This window comes from Anoxybacillus sp. MB8, from assembly GCF_011006755.1.
Lineage (GTDB): Bacteria > Bacillota > Bacilli > Bacillales > Anoxybacillaceae > Anoxybacillus > Anoxybacillus gonensis.
Window position 1 is genome coordinate 1 of record NZ_RXXX01000005.1, and the last position, 26209, is coordinate 26209.

At 42.3% G+C, this 26209-nt stretch carries 29 protein-coding genes and 1 other annotated feature; of the genes, 11 read left to right on the top strand and 18 right to left on the bottom strand.

The genetic code is table 11. The features are described from left to right. Positions 1–247 precede the first annotated feature (247 nt). The 4 genes from EKC99_RS03075 to mgtE form a co-directional block, all read right to left on the bottom strand. Positions 248–658, bottom strand: coding sequence for a type II toxin-antitoxin system HicB family antitoxin (locus tag EKC99_RS03075; protein WP_035046170.1), 411 nt, complete (start codon positions 656–658; stop codon positions 248–250). A gap of 28 nt (positions 659–686) precedes the next feature. Further along, positions 687–878: a type II toxin-antitoxin system HicA family toxin gene (locus EKC99_RS03080; protein WP_035046168.1), complete on the bottom strand. Its 192-nt coding sequence runs from the start codon at positions 876–878 to the stop codon at positions 687–689. A gap of 185 nt (positions 879–1063) precedes the next feature. Continuing rightward, a complete protein-coding gene (gene fabI, locus EKC99_RS03085; protein WP_163150476.1) occupies positions 1064–1840 on the bottom strand; it encodes an enoyl-ACP reductase FabI in 777 nt (258 codons plus the stop codon). Between the two features lie 90 nt (positions 1841–1930). Then, a complete protein-coding gene (mgtE, locus tag EKC99_RS03090; RefSeq protein WP_163150478.1) occupies positions 1931–3256 on the bottom strand; it encodes a magnesium transporter in 1326 nt (441 codons plus the stop codon). Between the two features lie 110 nt (positions 3257–3366). On the opposite strand from mgtE, the gene EKC99_RS03095 reads away from it, so the two are divergent. Next, positions 3367–4533: an FtsW/RodA/SpoVE family cell cycle protein gene (locus EKC99_RS03095; protein WP_163150480.1), complete on the top strand. Its 1167-nt coding sequence runs from the start codon at positions 3367–3369 to the stop codon at positions 4531–4533. Positions 4534–4571: 38 nt separating this feature from the next. Then, positions 4572–5306 carry a bis(5'-nucleosyl)-tetraphosphatase PrpE gene (gene prpE, locus EKC99_RS03100; RefSeq protein WP_163150482.1) on the top strand — a complete coding sequence of 245 codons (735 nt, stop codon included), beginning with the start codon at positions 4572–4574 and terminating at the stop codon, positions 5304–5306. On the opposite strand, the gene EKC99_RS03105 is transcribed toward prpE, so the two are convergent. From EKC99_RS03105 to EKC99_RS03120, 4 genes are read right to left on the bottom strand one after another with little or no spacing between them, the layout of a single operon-like run. Continuing rightward, positions 5303–6181 (bottom strand): RluA family pseudouridine synthase, encoded by an 879-nt coding sequence (locus tag EKC99_RS03105; RefSeq protein ID WP_163150484.1) that lies wholly within the window; start codon positions 6179–6181, stop codon positions 5303–5305. The two genes, prpE and EKC99_RS03105, sit on opposite strands and share 4 nt — an antisense overlap. 12 nt (positions 6182–6193) lie before the next feature. Then, entirely contained in the window at positions 6194–6985 is a 792-nt protein-coding gene (locus EKC99_RS03110; protein WP_009362167.1) for an NAD kinase, read from the bottom strand. A 6-nt stretch (positions 6986–6991) separates the two neighbouring features. Further along, a complete protein-coding gene (yjbM, locus tag EKC99_RS03115; protein WP_009362168.1) occupies positions 6992–7630 on the bottom strand; it encodes a GTP diphosphokinase in 639 nt (212 codons plus the stop codon). 12 nt (positions 7631–7642) lie between these two features. After that, positions 7643–7999, bottom strand: coding sequence for a UPF0738 family protein (locus EKC99_RS03120; RefSeq protein WP_370628341.1), 357 nt, complete (start codon positions 7997–7999; stop codon positions 7643–7645). Between the two features lie 129 nt (positions 8000–8128). Here EKC99_RS03120 and EKC99_RS03125 point away from each other — a divergent pair, with 129 nt between their 5' ends. The 5 genes from EKC99_RS03125 (at position 8129) to EKC99_RS03145 (ending at position 11267) form a co-directional block, all read left to right on the top strand. Beyond that, positions 8129–8719, top strand: a complete 591-nt coding sequence (locus EKC99_RS03125) for a CYTH domain-containing protein (RefSeq protein WP_035064967.1) — start codon at positions 8129–8131, stop codon at positions 8717–8719. Then, a complete protein-coding gene (locus EKC99_RS03130) occupies positions 8716–9327 on the top strand; it encodes a lytic transglycosylase domain-containing protein (protein ID WP_163150486.1) in 612 nt (203 codons plus the stop codon). Before EKC99_RS03125 ends, EKC99_RS03130 begins: the two co-directional genes overlap by 4 nt. Before the next feature lie 56 nt (positions 9328–9383). Next, positions 9384–9785: a globin domain-containing protein gene (locus EKC99_RS03135; protein WP_009362172.1), complete on the top strand. Its 402-nt coding sequence runs from the start codon at positions 9384–9386 to the stop codon at positions 9783–9785. Next, positions 9772–10614 (top strand): ClpXP adapter SpxH family protein, encoded by an 843-nt coding sequence (locus EKC99_RS03140; RefSeq protein ID WP_019417859.1) that lies wholly within the window; start codon positions 9772–9774, stop codon positions 10612–10614. The genes EKC99_RS03135 and EKC99_RS03140 overlap by 14 nt, the downstream gene beginning before the upstream one ends. 488 nt (positions 10615–11102) lie before the next feature. Further along, the gene (locus EKC99_RS03145; RefSeq protein ID WP_009362174.1) at positions 11103–11267 is read left to right on the top strand and encodes a hypothetical protein; all 165 of its coding nucleotides are present in this window, start codon (positions 11103–11105) and stop codon (positions 11265–11267) included. A gap of 30 nt (positions 11268–11297) precedes the next feature. On the opposite strand, the gene pepF is transcribed toward EKC99_RS03145, so the two are convergent. Next, positions 11298–13094, bottom strand: a complete 1797-nt coding sequence (pepF, locus tag EKC99_RS03150; RefSeq protein ID WP_163150488.1) for an oligoendopeptidase F — start codon at positions 13092–13094, stop codon at positions 11298–11300. Positions 13095–13131: 37 nt separating this feature from the next. Further along, positions 13132–14316: a competence protein CoiA gene (locus EKC99_RS03155; RefSeq protein WP_163150490.1), complete on the bottom strand. Its 1185-nt coding sequence runs from the start codon at positions 14314–14316 to the stop codon at positions 13132–13134. Between the two features lie 223 nt (positions 14317–14539). Between EKC99_RS03155 and mecA the strand changes: the two genes are divergently transcribed. Together mecA and cls are read left to right on the top strand one after the other, a co-directional pair. Continuing rightward, entirely contained in the window at positions 14540–15208 is a 669-nt protein-coding gene (gene mecA / locus EKC99_RS03160; RefSeq protein WP_009362177.1) for an adaptor protein MecA, read from the top strand. A gap of 57 nt (positions 15209–15265) precedes the next feature. Further along, the gene (gene cls / locus EKC99_RS03165) at positions 15266–16774 is read left to right on the top strand and encodes a cardiolipin synthase (protein WP_163150492.1); all 1509 of its coding nucleotides are present in this window, start codon (positions 15266–15268) and stop codon (positions 16772–16774) included. Between the two features lie 17 nt (positions 16775–16791). On the opposite strand, the gene spxA is transcribed toward cls, so the two are convergent. Further along, entirely contained in the window at positions 16792–17202 is a 411-nt protein-coding gene (spxA, locus tag EKC99_RS03170; protein ID WP_009362179.1) for a transcriptional regulator SpxA, read from the bottom strand. A 250-nt stretch (positions 17203–17452) separates the two neighbouring features. Between spxA and EKC99_RS03175 the strand changes: the two genes are divergently transcribed. Next, positions 17453–17644, top strand: a complete 192-nt coding sequence (locus EKC99_RS03175) for a hypothetical protein (protein ID WP_009362180.1) — start codon at positions 17453–17455, stop codon at positions 17642–17644. Positions 17645–17744: 100 nt separating this feature from the next. On the opposite strand, the gene EKC99_RS03180 is transcribed toward EKC99_RS03175, so the two are convergent. From EKC99_RS03180 to EKC99_RS03200, 5 genes are all read right to left on the bottom strand, one after another. After that, positions 17745–18686: an ABC transporter ATP-binding protein gene (locus tag EKC99_RS03180; RefSeq protein WP_009362181.1), complete on the bottom strand. Its 942-nt coding sequence runs from the start codon at positions 18684–18686 to the stop codon at positions 17745–17747. A gap of 3 nt (positions 18687–18689) precedes the next feature. Then, positions 18690–19757, bottom strand: a complete 1068-nt coding sequence (locus EKC99_RS03185) for an ABC transporter ATP-binding protein (RefSeq protein WP_009362182.1) — start codon at positions 19755–19757, stop codon at positions 18690–18692. Between the two features lie 14 nt (positions 19758–19771). Further along, positions 19772–20689, bottom strand: a complete 918-nt coding sequence (locus tag EKC99_RS03190; protein WP_009362183.1) for an ABC transporter permease — start codon at positions 20687–20689, stop codon at positions 19772–19774. A gap of 2 nt (positions 20690–20691) precedes the next feature. Continuing rightward, positions 20692–21627: an ABC transporter permease gene (locus EKC99_RS03195; protein ID WP_009362184.1), complete on the bottom strand. Its 936-nt coding sequence runs from the start codon at positions 21625–21627 to the stop codon at positions 20692–20694. An 87-nt stretch (positions 21628–21714) separates the two neighbouring features. Next, a complete protein-coding gene (locus tag EKC99_RS03200; protein WP_163150494.1) occupies positions 21715–23355 on the bottom strand; it encodes a peptide ABC transporter substrate-binding protein in 1641 nt (546 codons plus the stop codon). A 505-nt stretch (positions 23356–23860) separates the two neighbouring features. After that, positions 23861–24087 (top strand) — a binding site (T-box leader). 47 nt (positions 24088–24134) lie between these two features. On the opposite strand from EKC99_RS03200, the gene trpS reads away from it, so the two are divergent. Then, positions 24135–25124, top strand: a complete 990-nt coding sequence (trpS, locus tag EKC99_RS03205; RefSeq protein WP_009362186.1) for a tryptophan--tRNA ligase — start codon at positions 24135–24137, stop codon at positions 25122–25124. Positions 25125–25153: 29 nt separating this feature from the next. Here the strand turns inward: trpS and EKC99_RS03210 are convergent, their stop codons facing one another. Together EKC99_RS03210 and EKC99_RS03215 are read right to left on the bottom strand one after the other, a co-directional pair. Next, positions 25154–25894 (bottom strand): YjbA family protein, encoded by a 741-nt coding sequence (locus EKC99_RS03210; protein WP_042534481.1) that lies wholly within the window; start codon positions 25892–25894, stop codon positions 25154–25156. Between the two features lie 76 nt (positions 25895–25970). Then, on the bottom strand, positions 25971–26177 hold the full coding sequence (locus EKC99_RS03215) for a YuzI family membrane protein (RefSeq protein ID WP_009362188.1): 207 nt from the start codon (positions 26175–26177) through the stop codon (positions 25971–25973). Positions 26178–26209 lie beyond the last annotated feature (32 nt).

Sequence of the window (26209 nt, forward strand, 5' to 3'; positions counted from 1 at the left end):
TTGGTCAAGGGCGAATCCGATTCCACCATCCCCTTTATTTCCCTTCAAAAGGTAGCCCGTGATGACTTTTCATAGATTTTTTGACGCTACCTTTACGAATATATGCGCAAAAAGAAAGGGGCATGCCATAATAAAAGCTGTTCGGCAAATGCCAAACAGCTTTTTGATTAGCGCGCTAAAACATGCTTCATTTAGTCCCTGGAGAATTTTTTCTTCATGTACGGATGAGGCTTTTTGTGTTTACACCTTATCGGTCAGTAGCTCCTAAATGTTTTTTTAATGCTTCTTGAAGAATTTGTGAATAGTTCACATTATATTGTTTGGCAAGGTCATCTAACCATTTCGGAATGGTTAATGTCTTTTTCACGGCTTTATTCTCCATTTCGTGACGGAAGGGTGGCATCCACACTTCGACGAACACAACGACTTGGTGTTTTTCTGTTTGAATTTCTGACACTTTTGAAGGTTGAGGGATTTCTTCATTTTCCTGTTCTAAGCCATATAGATGCAATGCCATCGCTTCTTTTGCCATTTGAAATGCTTCCTCTTCCGTATCTCCACAAGTAAAGCAACCAGGAAGATCGGGAAACTCAACAGATATTCCATCACTACCGTAATCGAAAATAGCTGGATAAATGTAACGATCTTTTTTATTCATTAGGTATTAACCTCCTTTTCGTACAGGTTTAGAGTAGTCCGGCCTGCTTAAGTATACTTTTTACCGTTTTTGCTGGTAGGTCTTTCTTAGGATGGGGGATGGTCACTAAACCAGGTTTGCTAGGATGTTTAAACTGATGATGGCTGCCACTCGTTCTTACTATGTACCATCCGTCTTGTTGTATCATTTTAATTAATTGTTTTGAAGAATAACTCTTCATTTCCCTCTCCCCTTGATTTTATTATAACACGTATTAAAGTACGTACAATATTTTTTCGTTTCCTTTCACCGTCCAAAATTTGTCGAAGTTTCATAGAAACAGTGGTTCATTGCTTGGCTCTCTAGTTTTTTTCAATTCCCCCTTACTGAAAAAAGCTGTTCGGCAAATGCCAAACAGCTTTTTGATTAGCGCGCTAAAATATGGTAACCCGAGTCAACGTGGATAATTTCGCCTGTCACGCCGCGCGATAAGTCGCTAAATAAAAATAGTGCTGTATCGCCAACTTCTTCTTGTGTCGTCGTGCGGCGCAGTGGTGCGCGTTCTTCAATTTCTTTTAAAATGGAGTTGAAGTCGCCGACACCTTTGGCAGATAACGTGCGAATTGGACCTGCCGAAATGGCGTTGACGCGAATGCCGTATTTTCCTAAGTCGTTCGCTAAATATTTCACGCTCGCTTCTAACGACGCTTTTGCGACACCCATGACGTTATAGTTTTGCACGACGCGCTCGCCGCCTAAATATGTTAACGTGACGATGCTACCGCCTTCTGTCATTAGCTCTTTCGCCGCTTTCGCCACAGCTGTTAACGAATAGGCGCTAATGTTGTGCGCAAGTAAAAATCCTTCGCGATCGACGTTCATATACTCGCCTTCTAAATGCTCTTTATTCGCAAATGCGATACAATGCGCCAAACCGTGAATGACGCCCACTTGCTCTTTGATTTGCGCAAAGCATGAGGCAATTTCTTCATCTTTCGTCACATCGCAAGGCAATACAAGCGCTGTGTCATCTTCTAACGTCGCGACTAATTTTTTTACTTCATTTTCAAATCGCTCGCCAGCATATGTAAAAATTAATCGCGCCCCTGCCGCATGAAGCGAACGCGCAATGCCCCAAGCGATGCTTCGTTTATTTGCCACACCCATAATGACGTACGTTTTCCCTTGTAACGATAATTGCATATTCGTTCATCCCCTTAAATTATGATTTGTTATTAGAACCTAGTATTAATATGATTATAACAAAAAATTCCCTACTTTCAAATAGGGAATTTATAATAAATAGTCCATAAACATTGTCGCTAAGCCAAAATAAATAAGAATGCTAATTAAATCGTTAATTGTCGTAATAAACGGACCAGAAGCAACGGCCGGGTCGATGCGCAGCTTATGCATCGCAAGCGGAATGAGCGCACCAGCGACTGTCGCCACAGTTAATGTCGCAAACAACGCCAATCCGACGAGCACACCTAAGAAAAACTGCTGCTTCCATACGTACACGACAATCGTCACGACGACGCCGCACGATAACCCAATAACCAGTCCCGTTAGCGCCTCGCGCGCAAGCATACGCCATTTTCCTTCTTTTTCTAAATCCCCCATCGCCAAGCGACGCACCGCTACCGCCAATGATTGCGTCCCTGTATTTCCAGACATTCCTGCAATAAGCGGAATAAACACAGCTAAAATGGCGACTTTTTGCAATGTGTCTTCAAAACGGCTAATTAAATTCGCGGTCATCATCCCTAAAAACAACAAAATAATCAACCATGGCAACCGCTTTTTCGCCGCTTCGAACGGGGTGTATTGAATATCGACATCAGGAACCCCTGCCAGTTTCGAATAGTCGTCTGTCGCTTCTTCAGAAATGACGTCGACAATGTCGTCAACAGTAATAATCCCAAGCAAATGATTGTTCGCATCAACAACAGGAAGCGCTAAAAAATCGTAGTTTTGCATTTTGCGCGCCACATCTTCTTGGTCTTCATCAACGAGCACAGAAACGACTTGATCGTTCATGACCTCATCAATCATCGCATCGTCATCCGATGTTAGCAATTCCCGCAGCGACAATACCCCGACGAGCTGACGTTGTTCGTTGACGACGTACAAATAATAAATCGTCTCCGCATTCGCTGCTTCTCTTTTTAAAATTTGCATCGCCGAACGCACCGTTTGATTCGCATGAATGGCGATATATTCCGTTGTCATAATGCTTCCGGCCGTATATTCTTTATAATGAAGCAACCCTTGAATATCTTTCGCCGCTTCATCGTCCATAATCGTTAAATAATTCGCTACTTCGTTTTTATCTAGTTCATTCAATACGTCCGCCGCATTGTCGGCATACATGTGCGCAAGCATTTGCGCCACAAACATCGGATCCATTTCCGATAAATAAATTTTATACTCATCTTCTTCAATGTCGAGATGGTCAAAAATTTCCGCCATTTCTGCTGGCGACAAATATTCGTACATGCGCTTTCTCACTTCGGGACTTTGTTCGACGTAAAACTTCGCCCGATCGTACGGATGAAGCTTTAAAAACTGTTTTCGAAACTCTTCCATTTTTTCATCTCGTAATGCTTGTCCTAACATGTTTTCCCTCCTCTCGACAAAAATCGCTTTTTTTATTATGCGCGAATCTTTGCCAACTTGCAAGCGACGATGTAAAATGATAATGCACGAAAAAAGCAGGGGGAACTGTGATGGAAAATGAAAAAACCGTTCAATCAAAAATAGATTATCATTTACTGTTTATTTTATTTTTAATTGCGATCGTGAGCGCCATCGCCATTGAAAGTGCGCGCGAGACGCTCCCTGCCAAACTGCAACATATTAACTTTGCGCAAAAACAGCTCATGTGGTACGGCGTCGGTGCCGTCGTCATTGCGGTGACGATGCTTGTCGATTACGACCGTCTATTTAAAATCGCTTGGTATTTATATGGGTTCGGGATGATTCTTTTGCTTGGATTAGAATTCAACGTCCCGGGTACATTAACGATTAAAGGGGCAACGAGCTGGTACAGCCTTCCGGGCGGAAACTTTCAGCCATCTGAGCTGATGAAAATTTTTATGATTATCGTCATTAGCCGCATCATCGTCAACCATCGGGAAAAATACCATGAACCGACGTTGCAAGACGACTTGAAATTGCTCGGAAAAATCGCGCTGTCGCTATTGCCGCCGCTTTTTTTACTTGCTCGTCAGCCTGATATGGGCATGTCGATGGTGTTTATGGCGATTGCTGGCTCGCTCATTCTCGTCTCCGGCATTCGCTTGCGCATCATCGCAGCCATTGCTGGTCTTGCCGTCCTCGGAGCGACAGCGTTTATCGTAGCGTTTTTATATTTTCCGGATGTGTTAAAAATTCAACAATACCAATTAAACCGTTTTTACGGCTGGCTCAATCCGTACGAATATTCAAGCGATCAAGGATTCCAGCTCATTAAATCGTTGCTTGCAATCGGCTCAGGGGAATTATACGGAAAAGGCTATAAAAATTTAGACGTCTATTTGCCAGAGTCGCATACCGACTTTATTTTTAGCATTATCGGAGAGCAATTTGGCTTTATCGGGGCAAGCATCGTCGTTTCGCTCTTTTTCTTATTAATTTACCGCATGATTCAAATTGCGTTAGAGTGCCACGATCCGTTTGGCAGCTACTTATGCGCGGGCGTCATCGGCATGATTACGTTCCAAGTATTTCAAAACGTCGGCATGACGATCGGCTTACTACCGATTACCGGCCTTCCGCTTCCGTTCGTCAGCTACGGAGGAAGCTCGCTTGCGACGTACATGCTCGCCATTGGGCTTGTCTTAAACGTCCGTTCGCGCACACAAAAATTTATGTTTTCTGCAGAACAATCATAGCCGCTTGCATGCGGCTATTTTTGTAGAAAGGAGGAACAATGTACGACATTATTGGCGATATTCACGGTTGTTTTCATGAATTGACGTTACTAACAAAAAAGCTTGGCTACGTTTGGGAACACGATATACCGATTCATCCAAACGGGCGAAAGCTTGCATTCGTCGGCGATTTAGCCGATCGCGGTCCCGAGTCATTGCGAGTCATTGATACGGTCGTTTCGCTCGTTCAACAAAACAAAGCGGTGTACGTGCCGGGCAATCATTGCGACAAACTATACCGCTTTTTTCTCGGTCGAAACGTGCAAATGACACACGGACTGGAAACGACGGTTGCCGAATGGGAACAAGCCGATGAGCAAACGAAAACGCGCATTCGTACGCAATTTATGAAACTGTACGAAAACGCGCCGCTTTATGCCGTCTTAGACGATGGAAAACTTGTGATCGCCCATGCTGGCATTCGCGCCGATTACATTGGGCAATTCCATCAAAAAGTAAAAACGTTCGTCTTATACGGCGACATTACAGGCGAAAAACATCCGGACGGCTCCCCTGTGCGACGAGACTGGGCAAAACATTATCGCGGCGATGCGCTCATCGTATACGGACATACGCCAGTGAAAGAGCCGCGCTGGCTAAATCGTACAGTCAACATCGACACCGGCTGCGTATTCGGCGGACGATTAACGGCGCTTCGCTATCCGGAAATGGAAACCGTCTCCGTCCCGTCAACGATGCCATATGTCGCAGAAAAATTTCGCCCGTTTGACTAAAGCAAACGGGCGATGTCGTCAGGAAGCGGCGAATGAAACGTCATCATGCGTTCAACGAACGGATGAAAAAACGTCAGCTCGCAACTATGTAACGCTTGGCGATCGATTTGTGCGCGCGAGCCGCCATATAAATCATCGCCAACGAGCGGATGACCGATATGAGAAAAATGGACGCGAATTTGATGCGTGCGCCCCGTTTCTAATTGAATCGACACGTGCGTCATCTCATTTTTCTGTTGCAATACTTCATAATGCGTCACCGCCCGCTGACCGTCTGGCCGCACTTGCCGCTCGATGATGCTATCCCCTTTTCGTCCAATCGGAGCATCAATCGTTCCAACGAGCGGGGTGACATAGCCGTGGCAAACCGCTTCATAGCGCCGTTTCACTTTTCCTTGTTTTTGTTGTTCGCTAAGTAAATGATGCACATGGCGATGCTTCGCGACAAGCACAAGTCCTGATGTATCGCGGTCAAGCCTTGTGACGATATGAACGGTCGTTTGTAACTGTTGCTTTTCGTAATGAAACAATAGCGCATTGGCGATCGTTCCATTCGGATGTTCACGCGACGGAATCGTCGACATATGCGGCGGCTTGTCAAGAACGATGACGTAATCATCCTCGTACACAATCGAAAGCGGAATCGGTTCTGCTGCCATGTCCGCACTTTTTTGTTCCGGTGGAAACGACACACACACTTCATCGCCTTCTTTCAGCACGTAGCGAACGGTAACCGGTGTACCGTTCACTTCGATGTTCCCACCTTTAAATTTAATATCCGTTAACGCCGTTTTTGAAATATGCTTTTCTTTTAAAAATTCACGAACGAGCATCCCATCTTGTTGCATGGTGACGATCCAACGAAGTTGAAACATACAAATCCCTTTCTATTGAATAAATGATTCGCGCACGCGCTTCCAAAACGGAAACGGACGGAAGCGCGCAAAACGAATTTTTTCATCAGCGACGCGGCATTGAATCGACTTGACATCTTTATGCAATAGCGATAAATGATCGATCGTAATTTGGAAATCGACGTCATTGACCGGCTTTAACATACACGTATGATGCGCAGGCAAAATAAGCGGTGAACCGATCGTACGAAACACGCGGTTGTTAATGGACGCCATTTCCGCCACTTGAATCGCCTCTAACGACGGATGTAAAATCGCCCCGCCGAGCGCTTTATTGTATGCGGTGCTTCCCGATGGCGTCGAAATACATAACCCATCCCCTCGAAACGTCTCAAATAAATCGCCACGAATTTCGACATCCATCACAAGCGTGCCGCTGACGCTTTTCACCGTACATTCATTGAGCGCTAAATATTTTGTTTCACGCCCGCCGCGCACATATCGAATCGTCACTTCTAAAAGCGGATATTCGACGATTTGATATGGCGTTTTCGCAATCGCAATGACGAGCTTTTCAATTTCATCAGGCACCCAATCGGCATAAAATCCTAAATGTCCTGTATGCACGCCGACAAACGCCGTTTGTTCCAGTCGGCTGCGATAACGATGAAACGCATACAATAACGTCCCATCCCCTCCGACAGAAATGACGATATCTGGCTCATCTTCATCATACGTTAAACGAAAATCCGTTAAATATGTACGAATTTTATACATACATTCGTTTGATATCGCATCCCCTTTTGATATGACCGCAAATTTCACGCGCCCTCACTCCTCGTTATCTTTTAACTCTTGCTTGCGCGAAAACGCTGCTTGCGCCTCTTGAATTTCAAAGCGAATTTTTGACATTTCTTCATCTAACAAATACGCGGCTTCCGCTGCCCGCTGCAATCGTTGCTTAATATCTTCCGGAAACTTGCCGCTATACTTATAATTTAACGAATGTTCAATCGTCGCCCAAAAGTTCATCGCAAGCGTGCGAATTTGAATTTCGACTAAAATGTTTTTTTCACCATAAATCATTTGTACCGGATAACGAATGACGACATGATACGAACGGTAGCCGCTCTCTTTTTTTTGCGTAATATAATCCCGCTCTTCGACAATTGTAAAATCGTTTCGTTGCCGAAGCAGTTGAACGACCGTTTTAATGTCATCAACGAACTGACACATCATGCGCAAGCCTGCAATGTCTTGCATTTGTTCTTCTAGTTGATCGAGCGGAATATTTTTCTTTTGCGCTTTATCTAAAATGCTTGCAATGGGTTTCACTCTTCCTGTCACAAATTCAATCGGAGAGTGCACCCCTTGCATTTCAAATTGGGCGCGCATCCCTTTTAACTTGACTTTCAACTCCTCTACCGCCTGTTTGTACGGAGCTAAAAAAAATTCCCAATGTTTCTCCATGAAACCACCTACTTACGCGAAAAATGCCGTTACCGCCTGTTCCATTTCTTCACCGTAGTTTGCATTTCCTTTAATATTATCAATTAAATATGCCACTTCTTCATGAATGCCTTCTAATTCAAGCGTGGCATCACGCCCAACGAGAAAGATCGGCTCGTTTGTCGCAAGTGCTTCCTTTAACGCTCCCCACACCGCTTTTGGCATCACAACATAAATAAATGCATCGCTTGCTTCTAATATGTATACGAACGCACACGCGTCGGAATCGACAAGCATATGCCGTTTTGGCTTCAAGCCTTGAAGCGTTTCGTCACATGACATATTCCATCCGTTTTCTTTTCTTTCAGCTGAATGTACATATATTTTCATGTTCTTTCCTCCGTCCATCTATGATGTCCGCCTTTATTTTACCACATTTCACCTACCGATGTTCACTAGTTGCACTTTTTCTCATACATGTTGATAATAAAAAGTAGAATGGTGTGAAGGAGAAAAAAGATGAAACAGGAACTTGAAATTGAATTTAAAAATCTGTTGACCGCTGAAGAATTTGCTCGTTTAACGACGGCGTTTGCGGTGCGCGATGATGAATGGAACGTGCAACAAAATTATTATTTTGACACTTTAGACTTTCAATTAAAACGACAAAAAAGCGCATTGCGCATTCGTATGAAAAATGACACATATACATTAACATTAAAACAACCATATCAAGACGGGCTGTTAGAAACGCACGAACGATTAACAAAACAAACCGCAACCGCGCTCATTTCGGGCACGCAACGACTTGAAGGCGAGATGGCAAACACGTTGCAATCGCTTCATATTGATCCGACAGCTGTCGTTTGCTTCGGTGCGCTAACGACCCGCCGCGTTGAACGCCCGTATAAAAACGGCACGCTCGTTTTTGACTTTAGCGAATATATGAACGTGTCGGACTATGAAATCGAATACGAAGCAACAGATCGAACGGAAGGCGAAAAAACGTTTACAGAGCTATTGCAGTCGTTTCATATTCCGAAACGAAAAACGAAAAATAAAATCGAGCGATTTTACGAAGCAAAATACGAAACGGAGCGATCGTCATGAACGTGCAACAATTAAAATTGCTTTTTGAACTGAAAGCGTTACAAAATTTACAAGGGAAAAAAGAAGCGCCGACAACATCGTTTCACGACTTGTTTCGCGAGTTGTTAACGACGGAAATGAATGAAGAAACCGAAACGATGCGTCCGTCACTTCCACTCATGACGACGCAAGAAACGAACGCACCAACATATGAGAAAGACAATGCCTCGCTTTCTTCAAACAGCATGCAGCAATGGATCGACGAAGCCGCTACAAAATATGATGTCGATCCGAAGCTCATTTATGCAGTCATTCGCCATGAGTCAAATTTTAACCCACAAGCAAAAAGCCGCGTCGGTGCGATGGGGCTGATGCAGTTAATGCCGAGCACGGCGCGCATGCTAGGGGTACAAGACGCATTCGATCCGAAACAAAACATTGAAGGTGGGACAAAATATTTACGCCAACTTCTCGATCGTTATGACGGGAATGTGGCGCTTGCGCTTGCGGCCTATAACGCAGGGCCGGGAAATGTCGATAAACACGGAGGCATTCCACCTTTTCGCGAAACGATAAACTACGTCAAAAAAGTCATGCAAACGTACTATGCCACAAGTCGCATCGTTTGAGATTCAACAAAGTCGTTGTTACAATATTGATATATTTCGGCAAAGGAGTTTTCTGTATGTTTCAATCCCCTTATGAAGCGCTCGGAGGCGAACAAGTTGTCGCAAAGCTCGTCGATGCCTTTTACGAACGGGTCGCCAAACATCCTGACTTGGCGCCTATTTTTCCGAAAGACTTAACAGAAACAGCGCGAAAACAAAAACAATTTTTAACACAATATTTAGGCGGTCCTCCGCTATATACAGCCGAACACGGACATCCGATGTTGCGCGCTCGCCATTTGCCGTTTCCGATTACGCCTACGCGCGCAAAAGCATGGCTTGCGTGTATGCATGAAGCGATGGATGCGATCGGACTAAAAGGACCTGTGCGAGATGAATTGTACCAACGGCTTATTTTAACTGCCCAACATATGATTAACACCCCAGAAGATGAGCGAAAGGAGCATGAAGGTGAATGAAAAGCGAATCGATCAACAAGAAGGAACGACAAAACAATTAGAAATTTACTTATTTGTCGATCCTCTTTGTCCGGACTGTTGGGCGCTCGAACCTGTTTTAAAAAAGCTTTGGATGGAATATGGGCAATATTTTACGTTGCGCCACGTCTTAACAGGTCAACTAGATCGGCTCAACGGCGTGGCGTATAAACGAATTGATCGACATGCGACGCGCATCGGCATCGCATGTGAAGATGAAGTGTTGCTTGAGACACCGCTTCCGATTCCATACGTTGCCTCCCTTTCCGTCAAAGCGGCGGAATTACAAGGGCGGCAAGCAAGCATCCGTTTTTTACGTCAACTCCAAGAAATTGTATTTATTCAAGGGAAAACAATGACAGACACAAGTACGCTTATTCAATGCGCCATCGATGCCGGTTTAGACGTGCAAGAATTTATAAACGATTTATCTTCACCGACCGCTGTCAAAGCGTTTCAATGCGATTTAAAAATTAGTGCGGAAATGGATGTTCGCGAAGTTCCTACGCTCGTCTTTTTCAATGAAAATATTGAAGATGAAGGCATTAAAATTTCAGGCTGTTATCCGTACGACGTATATGTCGATTTAATCCATGAAATGCTCGGATTTCATCCTCAACCATCTCCGCTTCCACCAATTGAACAGTTTTTACATCACGCTCAGTTCGTGACGATCGATGACATTGCGATGGTGTATAACATTCCGCGCTGCAAAGCGGAATGTGAATTAAAAAAGCTACGTTTAAAACAAAAAGTGGAACAAATCGGCTCGTTTTGGCGCTGGATTGATAAAGAAAAAAGACTCGGCTAACACCGAGTCTTTTTTCTTTGTCATAAAGACAACAAAGGGGATGGGAGAAATTTTTCACGGTCAAACAAAGGGGTATAAGTTTGTTTGATTGTGATTCACTTCACGTTTATATATTAACAAACTCCTTCATGTCTTGACAAGTGTTTTGTTTACTTGTTCACACATTTGTCATAATTATTTTCCCTTTTGCTTATTATGAATGAAGAAAAGCGGAAAGCGCCCCAATTTCGCCTAAAGGCAGCCCGCATCCTGCGGGCAACGGCGAAATGTCGCCATCCTTGGCTCCGCGAAGAGCGCACAAGCCCCACCGAGGAAAGCTCGAACCAAGCGGTCGCTTGGTTCTGCGTGGGTAACATCATTGAAGTGTCTCAATGTGTCGTCGCCGAAAGAAGGGGCGGAGCGACTCGAGCCGATGGCGCTTGGAGCTAGACAGCTCTCTAAATCTTACATTTTATACTTTCTTATCTTTTGAAGAAAGGGGGGATTCGATGCTCATTTTATATATCGTTTGGATCGTCGTTGCGCTCATTATTCACTTTTTTGCATTAATGCGGTTATTTCCGCTATTCATATCGATTCCGTTTTTATTCCTTTCTTTCTTTTCATTTTTCACTTATCTCAACAACCGCCATCGCTTTCGTGGGTTTCGGTAATCAGAAAAAAGGCGACCATTCCGTCGCCTTTTATAATAGTTGCTCCAGTTGTTGTAGTTTTTGTTCAAACACTTGGCACGCTTGTTCGATTGGCTCTGGAGATGTCATATCGACACCTGCTTTTTTCAACACTTCAATCGGATAATCGGAGCTTCCAGCTTTTAAAAACGCAATGTAGCGCTCGACAGCTGGCGCGCCTTCTTCTAAAATTTGTTTACTTAACGCTGTGGCCGCGCTAAAGCCTGTCGCATATTGATATACATAATAGTTGTAATAAAAATGCGGAATGCGCGCCCATTCTAATCCGATTTCTTCATCGATGACGACGCCATCCCCGAAATACGTTTTGTTTAGCTCATAATATTTTTCCGTCAATACTTTGGCGGTCAACGCTTCCCCATTTTGTGCCATTTGATGAATCATATGTTCAAACTCCGCAAACATCGTTTGACGGAACACCGTCCCTCGGAACGTTTCTAAATAATGATTTAATAAATATAACTTTTTCTTCTCGTCATCGATCGTTTTTAATAAATAATCGTTCAACAACGCTTCGTTGCACGTCGATGCGACTTCCGCAACGAAAATCGAATAGTTTCCGTACGGATACGGCTGATATTTGCGCGTATAGTAACTATGCACCGAATGGCCAAACTCATGGGCAAGCGTAAATAAGTTGTTCACATTATCTTGCCAGTTCATTAAAATGTACGGATTCGTTCCATATGAACCAGACGAGTATGCGCCGCTTCGTTTGCCGCGCGTTTCTTGCACGTCAACCCAACGGTTATCAAACCCTTCTTTCACGATCGAAATATATTCGTCACCTAGTGGCGTCAATCCTTTTAACAATATGTCTTTTGCTTCTTCATACGTCACTTTCATATCGACTTGTTTGACAAGCGGCGTATATAAATCGTACATATGCAATTCATCTAATCCGAGCACGCGCTTGCGCAATTGAACGTAACGATGCAAAAGTGGCAAATAGCGATGAATCGTTTCAATTAAGTTATCGTACACCGTTTCAGGAATTTGGTTTTTACTTAATGCCGCCTCTCGCGCTGAGCGATAGTTGCGAACGCGCGCAAAAAAGTTATTGCGCTTCACCGCTCCGCTTAACGTGCTCGCAAACGTATTTTCATATTTGCGATATGTATCGTATACCGCTTTAAACGCATCATGGCGCACGCGGCGATCTTCGCTTTCGAGAAAACGAATGTAACGGCCGTGCGTCACTTCCACTTCTTCTCCGTTTTCATCTGTAATCGTCGGAAAACGCAAATCAGCATTATTTAACGCCCCGAACGTATTGCTTGATGCGTTCATCACTTCCGCCGCCTGTGCAAGCAACGCTTCTTCTTTTTCCGATAACACGTGCGGACGTTGGCGGTTCATTTCATCTAATTCATGCGCATACAAACGAAGCGGCTCGTATTGTTGTAAAAACGTGCGCAACACATCTTCATCCATCGCTAAAATTTCTGGCACGATAAACGCCGTCGCTTGACCTGCTTCCGCATACAACCCTTCCGCTCTCGTTTCCAATCCTTGATAAAGCGAATTAGCCGTATCTTCGTCATGGCGCATATGTGCGTACGCATATAATTTTCCTAGTCGCATGAACACATGGTCGCGATATTGTAACGCCTCGTATAACATCTGTGCGCTTTCCCCTAATCTGCCTTTATACTCCGAAAATTTCGGAAGCAGTGCTTGAATTTGTTGAAATTCTTTCTCCCATTGTTCATCCGTCGCAAAAATATCTTCAAGACGCCACGTATACTCTACCGGAACGTCTTTGCGTGTCGGCAACGTTTTTGCCATATCAATCACCTCTTCCATCAAAATGTTTACTTATATATTATTCTCGTTTTACGAAAAAATCCTCTTTTTTGCTTACAATTCGTCGCAACACTTGTTCATCTCCACGAATCGCTTCTTCCATGTTTTGCGGAAGCGACCATGACCGAATGCGCTGAAACGAACTTTTTCCGACTTTTTTTAAAAAACGAAGCGAAACGAGCGCATGTAAATAGTCCATGAGCGCATAGGAATAATGCGTTTTTGTAACGAGCGGAAGCGGGCGAATATGAATGAGATTTTGACGAATGAAACGCTGCAGTCGATCATATAATTGATGAAACGAAAACGTCACATGAAGCGGAATATTCATCATTTCAAGCAACATATACGTTTGCCAAACAAACGGCGGCGTCTCAAACCAATACGAATGGCGAAGGGGGATGCCTGCTTCATGCGGAAATAACGATGGAGTCATATGCGCTTCATACACGATGCGACAAAACGTGCGGTTCGTTCGGTAGTAGAGAGGAGACATGCGCCACTGCTTCTTTTTTATGTTCCAAGCGTCAAAAAGGGCGGTTTGTTGTCGGTTCATTCGTTTTCGCAAAGAAGAAAACGAGAGCGCATGAAGCGGAACCGTCGTCCACTCCCCATATGCAATCGTTGCCGATAGCGGAATGAGATGATGAAGAAACGACATGGTGCGCTGCGTTGAGCAATAAAACGGGATCATCTCTTGGTCGTTGAAAAAAAGCCACAGAAACGAAGACAATCGAAAAAACAATCCGCGACGCTGCACATGTGACGAATGAACAATCCAAATTGGGATCATGTTTGCGTTCATATACGCTTTCGTTCGTTTCGTAAATAAAGAGGATGAAATTGTGGAGCATTGATACTCTAACGCATACATCTTTTGCTGATGGACGACAAATATATCTGGCCGTTGTTGAATGTGTGACAAATACGTTTCCACCCCGACTTCTAGCCGTTCATTTAACAACCATTCGTACAGCTGTTGTTTTCCTTGTAAATGTGCGATCGTTTCTCGCTCTGTTTCAATGATACATTTTGCTTCATGGGCAAAATGCGGCATGCGTTTTTTACCGATTTTCAACTGTACCCGCTTGCGACAAACGGGACAAAAAAACGATTCGGTCGCTCGCCATACATGTAACTGTTCAACCGTCCAATCGTCTAATAACGAACATACTTCCCCATTTTTAAACAAAGCAACAAACATATAACCTCTCCTTTCTCCTCACATGTTTTCAACAAAATGAACAATTGTCCTGCAAGAAATACAAAAAATAGGGGAACAACTAAATTTATTGAATTAGGCGTTTTTTATTTCCCTTCTTTCACATTTTGTCATACAATAGAAGTACAAGATGTGGGAGGATGGGCGAATGCTCAGGGGTGAATTCCCTTCCTGAATGGATAATTATAGAAGGGAGCTGAGGAACATGGAAATCGAACGCATCAATGAATATACGTTGAAGCTATATATATCGTACGGAGATATTGAAGAACGCGGATTTGATCGCGAAGAAATTTGGTACAATCGCGAACGAAGCGAAGAATTATTTTGGGAAATGATGGACGAAATTCACCAAGAAGCGGAACTTTATTTAGAAGGCCCGCTTTGGATTCAAGTACATGCGCTTGAAAAAGGCATTGAAGTGCTCGTCACAAGAGCGCAAATTTCTAAAGACGGAACGAAGTTAGAACTTCCAATTAACGATGAACGATTTAAAGATTTACCTGTCGATGAAAAAATCGAGCAAATATTAGATCAACATTTTAACATCATTAAAACATCATCATCGACAGCGCCTGAAAATCCGCTACAATTTGTCATCCGCTTCAAAAATATTGAAGACGTCATCGCCCTTGCTCATCGTCGCGATTTTTCAACATTAAACAATCGCCTATTCGCATTTGAAAACAGCTACTATTTATACGTCGAATTTACAGAAGAAGATGCCGATCGCGACATTGACAATATGTTAAGCATATTGCTTGAATATGGGCAAGATTCCCAAATGACGATTCATCGTCTTGAAGAATACGGAAAAGTCGTCATCGAAGAACAAGCGCTAACGATGATCGCAAAACATTTTCCAAACTCATAACGCCGATTTCAATTGCTTGAAATCGGCTTTTTTTCCGTAAGGTTAGGTGAACGAGACATGAGAAATGCTTTAAAAGTGGCACTGTTTATCCTTATTTTCATCGGCTTTTTAACGATAACGAAAGACTATTGGGAAGGCTGGCTGCTCGGAACGTTCAGCTTATTTGTCACCTTGTCAGTCATTTTTATTTCATTCGTCATCTTTTTAGAAAACCGCCATCCGACAAAAACGCTCACATGGCTCGTTTTGTTCGGCAGTTTTCCGCTCGTCGGCTTTATTTTTTATTTATTTTTCGGGCAAAATTATCGCAAAAAACGACTTTTTCGAAAAAAGGCATTGCTTGATGAACAAACGTTTCGCAAACTTGAAACAAATCGTGCCGATCAAGAGCGAAAACTGTATATGAAACCTCATCAACAACCGTTGTTACAACTAGCGAAACGATTGACGCAAGAGTCAATCTCTACGGCGACAAAAACACGCGTGTTAACGAATGGAGAAGAAACGTTTGCCGCCATTTTTGCGGAATTAGAAAAAGCAGAGCATCACATTCATCTTGAATATTACATCGTGCGCGATGACGACATCGGTCAACGACTAAAGCACATATTAATGGCGAAAGCAAAAAAAGGGATACACGTCCGCTTTTTGTACGATGCTGTCGGAAGTTGGAAACTATCGAAAACGTACATACAGGAAATGCGCGAAGCAGGCGTCGATATGATTCCATTCTCCCCTGTTCGCTTGCCGTTTTTAAACAATACGATCAACTTCCGCAACCATCGCAAAATTATCGTCATTGACGGAAAAGTCGGTTTTGTCGGCGGGTTAAATATTGGCGACGAATATTTAGGGAAAAACGAATATTTTGGCTTTTGGCGCGATACGCATTTACTCATTTCCGGTGAAGCCGTTCGCACGTTGCAACTTATTTTTTTACAAGATTGGTACTACATGACTGGGCAACAATTATTGACGTTGAACTATTTAAGCGCTCCGACCGTCGCTGATGATGCGCTCGGAGGCGTTCAGCTTGTCGCTGGTGGACCGGATACGAAGTGGGAAGTCATTAAACATTTATTTTTTGCGATGATTACATCGGCTCAACGTTCCATTTGGATCGCCTCTCCATATTTCATTCCAGATGAAGATATTTTAACGGCGTTAAAAGTGGCGGCATTAAGCGGTATTGATGTGCGGCTTCTTGTGCCGAAGCGACCAGATAAAAAAATTGTTTTTTACGCTTCCCGCTCTTACTTTCCTGAATTATTAGAAGCAGGAGCAACGATTTACGAATATGAAAAAGGGTTTATGCACAGCAAAATTATCGTCGTAGACGGGGAACTCGCTTCGATCGGCACAGCGAATATGGATATGCGCAGCTTCCATTTAAACTTTGAAGTAAACGCATTTTTATATCAAACGCCAAGCGTACAAACGTTAGTCAATGATTTTATGAACGATTTTCATCATTCATCAAAAATTGATATAGCCCAATTTCAGCAGCGCCCGCTTTGGATGCGCATCGCTGAATCAACCGCTCGTCTTCTTTCCCCATTATTATAAAAGGCTTAGCGTGTACGTTACGCTAAGCCTTTGCTGTTGACGAGCTGCTGTGCTTGACGCAATTGATACGTCCGCACTTTTCTCGGTAAAAAGCGGCGAATTTCATCTTCGTTGTAGCCAACTTGCAGACGCTTTTCGTCCATAATAATCGGACGGCGCAACAATCCTGGATGTTGGCGAATAATTTCATACAAATCTTGTAACGGCAACGAGTCGACTTGAATGTTTAGCTTTTGAAAAATTTTCGATCTCGTTGAAATAATTTCATCCGTTCCGTTTTCTGTCATGCGCAAAATGCTTTTAATTTCTTCAATCGTTAACGGTTCCGCAAAAATGTTACGCTCTTTATACGGAATGTTATGCTCTTCTAACCATGCTTTCGCTTTTCGGCAAGACGTGCAACTTGGCGATGAGTACACGATGACCATATATATCACTCCCTTAAAAATGGGTTGCTTCCATAGTTTTCTGTATTAAAACACATCTTATTTTAAAATGAGTTTAAAAAACTTTACAACGTACATTATACAACAAAAAAGTTTAGAAAGATACACCTTTTTTTCACTTCACACATATAATATACGGTTGTCCGATATAAATGGTTTCATTTTTCGTTGCTTTCATTTGAAATTTTCTCTACAATAAAAATAGACATGGCAAACAAAGGGGGTTTTTTGTATGGCGCAATTTTTTATTGACTTTACGATTGTTGCCATTTTAGTCATCGGCATCACCGCGCTTATGGGTGTCATTTTAAACGGCATCGGTGAAAACATATTTGGTGGACAAAAAAAGCGGTTACATACAGCGATGAGTGAACATATTCAAACCGGCTGGAAAACAGTTGGCGGAAAAAAAGCTTCGAGATAATCTCGGGGCTTTTTTTAAAAACAAAATAGTCAAACGAATCAAAATATTGTATAATACTTTAGTACATCAAACGAAAAAAGCTAATCTCTCAAACGAGAGATTAGCTGTACATCGCTTTATATTTTTCATACTCTGCTTCTGAGCAATAGACGAAATGACCTGGCGTAATTTCGCGCATGCGCACGTCTTCGCCTTCTTTATAGTTATGTTGCGTCGGATCGTAAATGATACGTTTACGCGTCCGCTCCGTTTCTGGATCTGGATGCGGAATGGCAGATAAAAGCGACTTCGTATACGGATGAATCGGATTTCGATACAATTCTTCCGCATCCGCAAGCTCAACCATTTTTCCGAAATACATGACGCCAATTCGGTCGCTAATGTATTTCACCATCGACAAGTCGTGGGCGATAAATAAATACGTCAATCCTTTTTCGCGTTGCAACTTTTTCATTAAGTTGACAACTTGCGCTTGAATCGATACGTCTAACGCCGAAATTGGCTCATCGGCAATAATAAATTCTGGCTCGACCGCAAGCGCGCGCGCAATGCCGATCCGCTGACGCTGACCGCCTGAAAACTCATGCGGATAACGGTTCGCATGTTCACGGTTTAATCCAACCGTCTCAAGCAGTTCATATACGCGGTTCATGCGCTCTTCTTTCGACGATGCTAAGCCGTGAATATCGATTCCTTCTGCAATAATATCCGCAACAGTCATTCGCGGGTTTAATGACGCATACGGATCTTGGAAAATCATTTGCATTTTCCGTTTTAACTCTTTCGCTTCTTTCGCTGACTTTTTCCGATGCACGCTTAACCCGTTAAACAACACTTCGCCGCCTGTTGCTTCATATAACCCAATAATTGTGCGCCCTGTCGTCGACTTTCCGCATCCCGACTCACCAACGAGACCGAGCGTTTCTCCTTTATAAATATCAAACGTGACATCGTCAACGGCTTTAACGACTTGGCCTTTACCGACTTTAAAATATTGTTTTAAGTTTTTCACTTCAACGAGTTTTTGTTTTTGTTGTGCCATTTTTTACTCACTCTCCTTTACAATCATCGGTTTATCGTAGTTTGAGGAGAGTTTACGCAACCGTTTTTTTACTGCTTCAGGTGGCTCCACTTTCGGTGCATCCGGATGTAGCAACCATGTTGCCGCATAGTGTGTATCAGAAATTTTAAATAACGGTGGCTCTTGTTCAAAATCGATACGCATTGCATACGGGTTGCGTGGCGCAAAAGCGTCCCCTTTCGGTGGATTTGTTAAATCCGGTGGCGAACCTGGAATGGCAGCTAACTCCTTTTTATCATCGCTATCTAAGCTTGGCATCGATGCAAGTAGACCCCATGTGTACGGATGGCGTGGGTCATAGAAAATTTCATCGACCGTTCCCATTTCGACAATTTTTCCTGCATACATAACAGCGACGCGATCTGCCATATTTGCAACAACGCCTAAGTCATGGGTAATAAAAATAATGGACGTACCCATCTTCTTTTGCAAGTCTTTCATTAACTCTAAAATTTGCGCTTGGATCGTCACGTCTAGCGCTGTCGTCGGCTCATCAGCAATGAGTAACTTCGGATTAGATGCAAGCGCTACGGCAATCATTGCACGTTGTCTCATTCCACCAGAAAACTCGTGTGGGTATTGGTTAACACGTTTTTCAGGCATCGGAATACCAACAAGTTTTAATAACTCAATCGCACGTTCTTTTGCTTGCGCTGGTGACATATTTTGATGTTTGATGAGAACTTCCATAATTTGCTTACCGACTTTCATTGTCGGGTTTAATGATGTCATCGGATCTTGGAAAATCATCCCGATATCTTTTCCGCGAATTTGTTCCATTTCTTTATCGGTCTTTTTCACGAGGTCTTCCCCATTAAATAAAATTTGACCGTTTTTGATTTTTCCAGGCGGCATCGGAATGAGGCGCATAATCGTTTGCGATGTAACACTTTTTCCTGATCCCGATTCACCTACAATCGCAAGCGTTTCACCTTTATTGACGTGAAAGCTTACGCCGCGAACTGCTTGTACTTCTCCACCATACGTTTGAAAGGATACTTCTAAGTTTTTTACTTCAAGCAATTTCTCCATGTCCTCACCCCTCTTTACTTACGCAATCTTGGATCTAATGCATCGCGCAATCCATCACCAACAACGTTAAACGCAAAAATCGTTAAGCAGATCATCGTCGCTGGGAAGAATAAGCGCCATGGATAATATTGTAATGCTGATACACCGTCAGAAGCCATCGTTCCCCAACTTGCAAGCGGCTGCGGAACACCAAGACCGAGATAGCTTAAAAACGCCTCAGTAAAAATAGCGGAAGGAATCGTTAACGTCATCGTTACAAGGATTGGACCCATGGTATTTGGAATTAAATGTCTAAACATAATACGTGACGTGCTTGCCCCTAACGTTTGTGCTGCAAGAACGTATTCTTGATTTTTCAACTGAAGTACTTGTCCACGCACAATGCGCGCCATGTTAATCCAACCTGTAATCGTCATGGCCAAAATCATCGTTCCTAATCCTTGCTCCAATACAACCATTAACAAAATAACTAAAAGCAAGTACGGAACACCCCATAAAATATCGGCAATACGCATCATAACTTCGTCTGTACGTCCACCACGAAAGGCAGCAATTCCTCCCCATAACACACCGATAAACAAATCAATAAGCGCTGCAGCAACACCGATAAACAGTGAAATGCGGGCACCGTACCATGTACGTGCAAAAATATCGCGTCCAAGCTCATCTGTCCCAAACCAATGTTCAGCAGATGGAGGCTGATTTGTATTCATTAAATCGTTTGTTCGATAGTCATACGGTGTCATCATCGGTCCAAAAATCGCCATAAATATAAGGAGAAAAAGCAAAACAAGACCAAACATCGCTAATTTATTTTTACGGAAACGGATCGATACATCTTTCCAAAACGAAAGGCTTGGCTTCGAAATTTTTTCCGCTTCACTTAAATCAACCGATGCAGGCTGAAACATTTCTTTTGGAATTTGCTGCATAGTTACTCTCCTTTCTTCCCACCGGCTAATTTAATGCGAGGATCAATTAATCCGTAGGCAATATCTACAAGTAAAATCGCTGCTAATAAAATGATGCTGTAAAACACCGTTACCCCCATAATAACTGTATAGTCGCGGTTAGAAATGCTTAATACGAAGTGACTTCCTAACCCTGGGATACCGAAAATTTTCTCAATGACGAAACTACCTGTAATAACCCCAGCAGATAATGGACCGAGATATGAAACAACAGGCAATAATGCATTTCGAATCGCATGACGCACTGTAATTTGCGTGCGAGACAATCCTTTTGCTTTCGCTGTTCGAATATAGTCGTTGCTTAACACTTCAAGCATGCTTGAGCGAGTTAAACGTGCGATAAACGCTGTCGGTCCTGTAGCTAAAGCGACCGCTGGCAAAATCGTGTGCATAAACGACTCCCAACGAGCAACTGGGAAAACACCAAGTTTAATTGCTAAAACATATTGAAGTAACGAAGCCATAATAAAGCTCGGTACAGAAATTCCCATTACAGCAAAAATCATTGCTGCATAATCTTGCCATTTATTATGATTCAATGCAGCAATAATTCCGAGCAATACGCCCATACCAACTGCAATAAATAATGCTTCCATTCCTAGAAAGAATGATACAGGGAAGCCATTATTAATTAGATCGTTAACGGTTTGCCCTTTATATTTAAATGAAGGTCCGAAATCCCATTGAGCAATTGATGTTAAATAATCGACATATTGCTCATACCATGGTCGATCTAATCCATAAAACTCATTTAAATTTTTTTCAATTTCTGGTGGAAGTTGTTTCTCACCAGAAAATGGTCCGCCCGGTGCGGCTCTCATTAAGAAAAATGTAGCTGTAATAATTAAAAATAGCGATAGCAACATATAAAGCAAACGTCTGCCTATATACCGCAACATATTGAAACACCTCCATTTTTTACAAATGTTCTATATCGTGAAATGAAGGTATATGGGACACCCCATATACCTTCATCATTCACCTTTTTATTCAAAGTATGCCCATTTGAACTGAACTTCTCCAAGACCTGATAATTGAACGCCTTTTAAGTTTTCTTTTTGCACCCAAGTATTTGTATAGAAGTAAATTGGTGCAATTGGAAGCTCATCCATTAAGATTGCTTCTGCTTCTTTTAACATTTGAATGCGTTTTTCAGGATCTTTTTCTTTTTGTGAATCGATCAACAACTGCTTATATTTTGGATTTTCCCAGTTTGTATCGTTGTTTCCACCTTTTTTGTCACGATACAACTCTAAGAAGTTGATCGGATCGTTAAAGTCGCCTAACCAACCCATACGTCCGATTTGGTAGTCACCAGAATGCAACTTGTCGATGTAAACGTTCCATTCTGCGTTTTCAAGTTTGACTTCAATACCTAAGTTTTTCTTCCACATATCTTGAATTGCTTGAGCAATTTTCGCATGTGCTTCAGATGTATTGAATGACAATGTGATTGGTGGTAATTCTTTCACATCTTTCAAACCAAGCTCTTGAAGACCTTTTTGTAAATGCTCTTTTGCTTTTTCAACATCGTTATCTTTGAAGTACCCTTTTGTGTTCTCAGGGAACATCGTTGGTGGTACTGCTGCCATTGCTGGCACTTGCTCACCTTTTGTAATGTTCTCTACGATCGCTTTACGGTCAATCGCATATGTGAGCGCCTTACGAATATTGATGTTGTTTAACGGTGGTTTTTCTGTGTTGAATTTGTACCAATACGTACCCGCAATCGGTTGCACATTTAGTTTTCCTTCTTGTTTCAATTGTGGTAACGCATCAGTTGGTAAGTTACCAGTTGGCGAACCAGCCCAATCCAACTCACCGTTGTTGAACATCGAAAGTTCTGTGTTCGGATCGTTAACCATAACCATTTCAATTTTTGTTAATTTTACATTATCTGCATCCCAGTAGTTTTCGTTCTTTTCAAGAACGATTTTGCTGTTATGCTCCCATGATACCATTTTGAATGGACCATTGGAAGTGTACTGGTCACCAGCATTTTTATACCAATCTGGATTTTGTTTCGCAATTTTGCTGTTTACTGGATAGTACGTGTAAAACGCTGTTAACTCTAAGAAATAAGGTGTTGGGTTTTCAAGTGTCACTTGTAATGTTTTGTCGTCAAGTGCTTTGACACCAACATCTTCAGCTTTCGCTTTTCCTTCGTTAAACGCTTGACCGTTTTTAATGTAGTAAAGTTGGTAAGCGTATTGAGATTGGTTTTGCGGATCAAGTGCCCATTTCCACGCATATTCAAAGTCATGCGCTGTCACAGGGTCACCGTTTGTCCATTTTGCATCGCGTAATGTGAATGTGTATGTTGTTAAATCATCAGAAACTTCATATTTCTCTGCAGCAGCCAATTCTGGTTTACCGTCTTTAATGACTGTTAAACCTTCGAATGTTTGGCGCAATACTGTACCAGACGTAGAGTCATTCGCTAAACCTGGATGCAAAGAGAATGGCTCTGTGTTAATGTTGATGCGTAGTTCTTGCGGAACTTCCGCTTTTTTGTCTCCTCCTTCTTTCGTGTCAGTAGATTCTTTTTTATCAAATCCACCACACGCTGCAAGGAAAAGACTCAACACTAACATGAGGCTAAATAAAAGTGAAAGTCTTTTCTTCAATGGATTTCCCCCCTAAATATATTTTTCCCAAGCTCCATTTTAACAAACTTGCACATTTACTCGTCAATGCCCCAATTTGTAGAAAAGAATATTTTTACTAAATAGTCTGACTTTTTATATTGTACATCATGTGAATTTTCTTAAAAAAATTCACGCAAAAAGCCCACCCTTATGTAATGAGCGCTGCCTTCCCTCATACAAATTAGGAGCAATTGTTAAGTAAATGTTACAAATTTGTTAAACGGTTTGCTTGTTAAGCTTATTATAAATAGTTTAAAAATTTATTGCAAGAAAACTTTGATGATTATTTTTAAAAATAGTTTCCTGTTTCTTTTTTATATTAATAAATTAAAGCGTTCACGTTTGAAAATTTTATTTCATTTTTCCTAAACATGCAATAAAAATTGCATGTTTATTTTATAAAAACGTTTTCAATTTGTAAAGACTTTGTCACAAATGTCGCTCCCTTGCCAAGTAAACGATAAATATTGTAAGATAAAAGAAAACCGATGCGATGACAAAGAATAGTACATATAACGAGGCGTTCAGAGAGCTTGTGGACGGTGCGAACAAGCCGCTAGTTGTATGGAATGGGCTTTCGAGCATTCAAGTTGAAAAAAAGTAGGCTTGAACGTTTGCCTTACGTTACAAAGGCGCCATGCATACGCATGGGCAAAGTGATTGTCGCAACGACAATAACTAGGGTGGCACCACGGTTCTATCGTCCCTAAAGATGATAGGACTTTTTTTATTGTCAAAAAATGAAAAGGAGTGATTCGATGAAGACGATTTTTTCAGGTATTCAACCAAGCGGTGTCATTACGCTCGGCAACTATATTGGAGCGATGAAACAATTTGTTGAACTACAAGACGATTATAACTGCTACTTTTGTATCGTCGATCAACATGCGATTACCGTTCCGCAAGATCGGCTAGCGCTTCGGAAAAACATTCGCAGCTTAGCTGCCTTTTATTTAGCGGTCGGCATTGATCCGAACAAATCAACGTTATTTATTCAGTCCGAAGTGCCTGCGCATGCGCAAGCGGGCTGGATTTTACAATGCATCGCCTACATTGGCGAATTAGAGCGCATGACGCAATTTAAAGACAAATCTGCTGGAAAAGAAGCCGTAAGCGCTGGGTTGTTAACGTATCCGCCACTTATGGCAGCCGACATTTTACTTTACTCGACAGACATCGTTCCTGTCGGTGAAGATCAAAAACAACATATTGAGCTCACGCGCGATTTAGCGGAGCGATTTAATAAACGATATGGAGACATTTTCACGATCCCAGAAGCACGCATTCCGAAAATCGGCGCTCGCATTATGTCGCTCACTGACCCGACGAAAAAAATGAGCAAATCCGATCCGAACCAAAAATCGTACATTACGTTGCTTGATGATGCGAAAACGATCGAGAAAAAAGTAAAAAGCGCCGTCACAGACTCAGAAGGCGTCATTCGCTATGATAAAGAAAATAAACCGGGCGTATCGAACTTATTAACGATTTACTCCATTTTAGCAAACGAACCGATCGAGCGATTAGAAGAACGATATGCTGGAAAAGGGTACGGGGAGTTTAAAGCCGATGTCGCTCAAGTTATTATTGACGCATTAACGCCAATTCAAGAAAAATATTACGAGCTCATGGAAAGCTCGAAACTAGATGACATTTTAGATGAAGGAGCCGAAAAAGCAAACCGCGTCGCAAGTAAAATGTTAAAGAAAATGGAAAACGCCATCGGTTTAGGAAGAAAAAGACGATAAAAAACTCAGCTCCACGCGGGCTGAGTTTTTTAATTCACTTTCGGCTCTTGTTCCATTTCCCATAGTTTCTCAAAAAAAGGTTGTCCTTTGACGAGCCGTTCGCATAAATGAACGTGCCGCTCTGACCATCCGTATTTCGCTTCTTCATACAAACCGTTCCACGCTTCTTCAAACGACATTTGTTGAATGTATGCATACTTTTCTGGCGCCCATTCGGTGTACCAATAGCGCACTTCAGCGACATTTTTCGTTCCGTACAACTGGTCAAGCGCCATAAATAATAGTTGCTTCAATTGCCGCTCTTTGCGCGTTAATCCGCTCATCAATGCAGGATGCGGCGATAAAATATGATATTCTTTTTCACTTTGTTGAAATGGATATATGCGCACATCTTGTTCTTTGACCATCTCATAAACGAGCTGTTCTTGGCGTGGAATGAGCCGGCTTTTTCGAATCGGAATATGATAGCCAATCGTATCAATTGCCACAATGCCACAACCATCTGTCGCAATAAAACAATAATCAAGCTGGATGCGCTCATGATTTTTGCGCACGTACGCTTTTTGATATACATCTTCAAGCAGCGGCTTCGGAATTTCCGACAAACTATTTTCTAAGTAACGAAACAGCTGTGGGCTCACTTTTAATACAGGCACTTGATCTAACAGCTCAATCGCATCATCTTTTCTCCACTCATAAAAGTGGCAAACGTTATACCCGTTTTCTTCCCCTTCAAACCAATTCACCCAAACATCGTGAAGATATAACATGCATAACCCCTCACTTCGAACGATTTGTTCACAGTATGGTCAGAGGTCGTTCATTTTATTCCATTTCACCCTAAATTTAACCATCGTCATGAGACGGAAAATAAATGCTTAACCACGTCATAAACAAACCGATCGGCAAAAAGTAACATTCCACTTTTGTGCTAATAAACACGAGATATTCTTTCCAATCTGAACGTGATGCCATAATATTTAAATACGCAATCATCGTCGTCCCGCCAATGACCGACATCCCAAACCCAAGCAAATAAAAAAAGAAACGCATTCGCCAGTCCCCCTTGTCCACTACTATATGTA

What these genes read in the sequence shown, in the direction of transcription:
- EKC99_RS03105 (WP_163150484.1), bottom strand. Translation starts at nt 6,181, where the DNA reads ATGTTTCAACTTCGTTGGATCGTCACCATGCAACAAGATGGGATGCTC.
- EKC99_RS03215 (WP_009362188.1), bottom strand. Translation starts at nt 26,177, where the DNA reads ATGCGTTTCTTTTTTTATTTGCTTGGGTTTGGGATGTCGGTCATTGGC.
- EKC99_RS03095 (WP_163150480.1), top strand. Translation starts at nt 3,367, where the DNA reads ATGGAAAATGAAAAAACCGTTCAATCAAAAATAGATTATCATTTACTG.
- EKC99_RS03185 (WP_009362182.1), bottom strand. Translation starts at nt 19,757, where the DNA reads ATGGAGAAATTGCTTGAAGTAAAAAACTTAGAAGTATCCTTTCAAACG.
- cls (WP_163150492.1), top strand. Translation starts at nt 15,266, where the DNA reads ATGAGAAATGCTTTAAAAGTGGCACTGTTTATCCTTATTTTCATCGGC.
- EKC99_RS03190 (WP_009362183.1), bottom strand. Translation starts at nt 20,689, where the DNA reads ATGCAGCAAATTCCAAAAGAAATGTTTCAGCCTGCATCGGTTGATTTA.
- spxA (WP_009362179.1), bottom strand. Translation starts at nt 17,202, where the DNA reads ATGGTCATCGTGTACTCATCGCCAAGTTGCACGTCTTGCCGAAAAGCG.
- EKC99_RS03125 (WP_035064967.1), top strand. Translation starts at nt 8,129, where the DNA reads ATGAAACAGGAACTTGAAATTGAATTTAAAAATCTGTTGACCGCTGAA.
- EKC99_RS03175 (WP_009362180.1), top strand. Translation starts at nt 17,453, where the DNA reads ATGGCGCAATTTTTTATTGACTTTACGATTGTTGCCATTTTAGTCATC.
- EKC99_RS03180 (WP_009362181.1), bottom strand. Translation starts at nt 18,686, where the DNA reads ATGGCACAACAAAAACAAAAACTCGTTGAAGTGAAAAACTTAAAACAA.
- EKC99_RS03135 (WP_009362172.1), top strand. Translation starts at nt 9,384, where the DNA reads ATGTTTCAATCCCCTTATGAAGCGCTCGGAGGCGAACAAGTTGTCGCA.
- EKC99_RS03130 (WP_163150486.1), top strand. Translation starts at nt 8,716, where the DNA reads ATGAACGTGCAACAATTAAAATTGCTTTTTGAACTGAAAGCGTTACAA.
- yjbM (WP_009362168.1), bottom strand. Translation starts at nt 7,630, where the DNA reads ATGGAGAAACATTGGGAATTTTTTTTAGCTCCGTACAAACAGGCGGTA.
- EKC99_RS03210 (WP_042534481.1), bottom strand. Translation starts at nt 25,894, where the DNA reads ATGTTATATCTTCACGATGTTTGGGTGAATTGGTTTGAAGGGGAAGAA.
- EKC99_RS03155 (WP_163150490.1), bottom strand. Translation starts at nt 14,316, where the DNA reads ATGTTTGTTGCTTTGTTTAAAAATGGGGAAGTATGTTCGTTATTAGAC.
- trpS (WP_009362186.1), top strand. Translation starts at nt 24,135, where the DNA reads ATGAAGACGATTTTTTCAGGTATTCAACCAAGCGGTGTCATTACGCTC.
- mgtE (WP_163150478.1), bottom strand. Translation starts at nt 3,256, where the DNA reads ATGTTAGGACAAGCATTACGAGATGAAAAAATGGAAGAGTTTCGAAAA.
- fabI (WP_163150476.1), bottom strand. Translation starts at nt 1,840, where the DNA reads ATGCAATTATCGTTACAAGGGAAAACGTACGTCATTATGGGTGTGGCA.
- mecA (WP_009362177.1), top strand. Translation starts at nt 14,540, where the DNA reads ATGGAAATCGAACGCATCAATGAATATACGTTGAAGCTATATATATCG.
- EKC99_RS03140 (WP_019417859.1), top strand. Translation starts at nt 9,772, where the DNA reads ATGAAGGTGAATGAAAAGCGAATCGATCAACAAGAAGGAACGACAAAA.
- EKC99_RS03120 (WP_370628341.1), bottom strand. Translation starts at nt 7,999, where the DNA reads ATGAAAATATATGTACATTCAGCTGAAAGAAAAGAAAACGGATGGAAT.
- pepF (WP_163150488.1), bottom strand. Translation starts at nt 13,094, where the DNA reads ATGGCAAAAACGTTGCCGACACGCAAAGACGTTCCGGTAGAGTATACG.
- prpE (WP_163150482.1), top strand. Translation starts at nt 4,572, where the DNA reads ATGTACGACATTATTGGCGATATTCACGGTTGTTTTCATGAATTGACG.
- EKC99_RS03080 (WP_035046168.1), bottom strand. Translation starts at nt 878, where the DNA reads ATGAAGAGTTATTCTTCAAAACAATTAATTAAAATGATACAACAAGAC.
- EKC99_RS03075 (WP_035046170.1), bottom strand. Translation starts at nt 658, where the DNA reads ATGAATAAAAAAGATCGTTACATTTATCCAGCTATTTTCGATTACGGT.
- EKC99_RS03195 (WP_009362184.1), bottom strand. Translation starts at nt 21,627, where the DNA reads ATGTTGCGGTATATAGGCAGACGTTTGCTTTATATGTTGCTATCGCTA.
- EKC99_RS03145 (WP_009362174.1), top strand. Translation starts at nt 11,103, where the DNA reads ATGCTCATTTTATATATCGTTTGGATCGTCGTTGCGCTCATTATTCAC.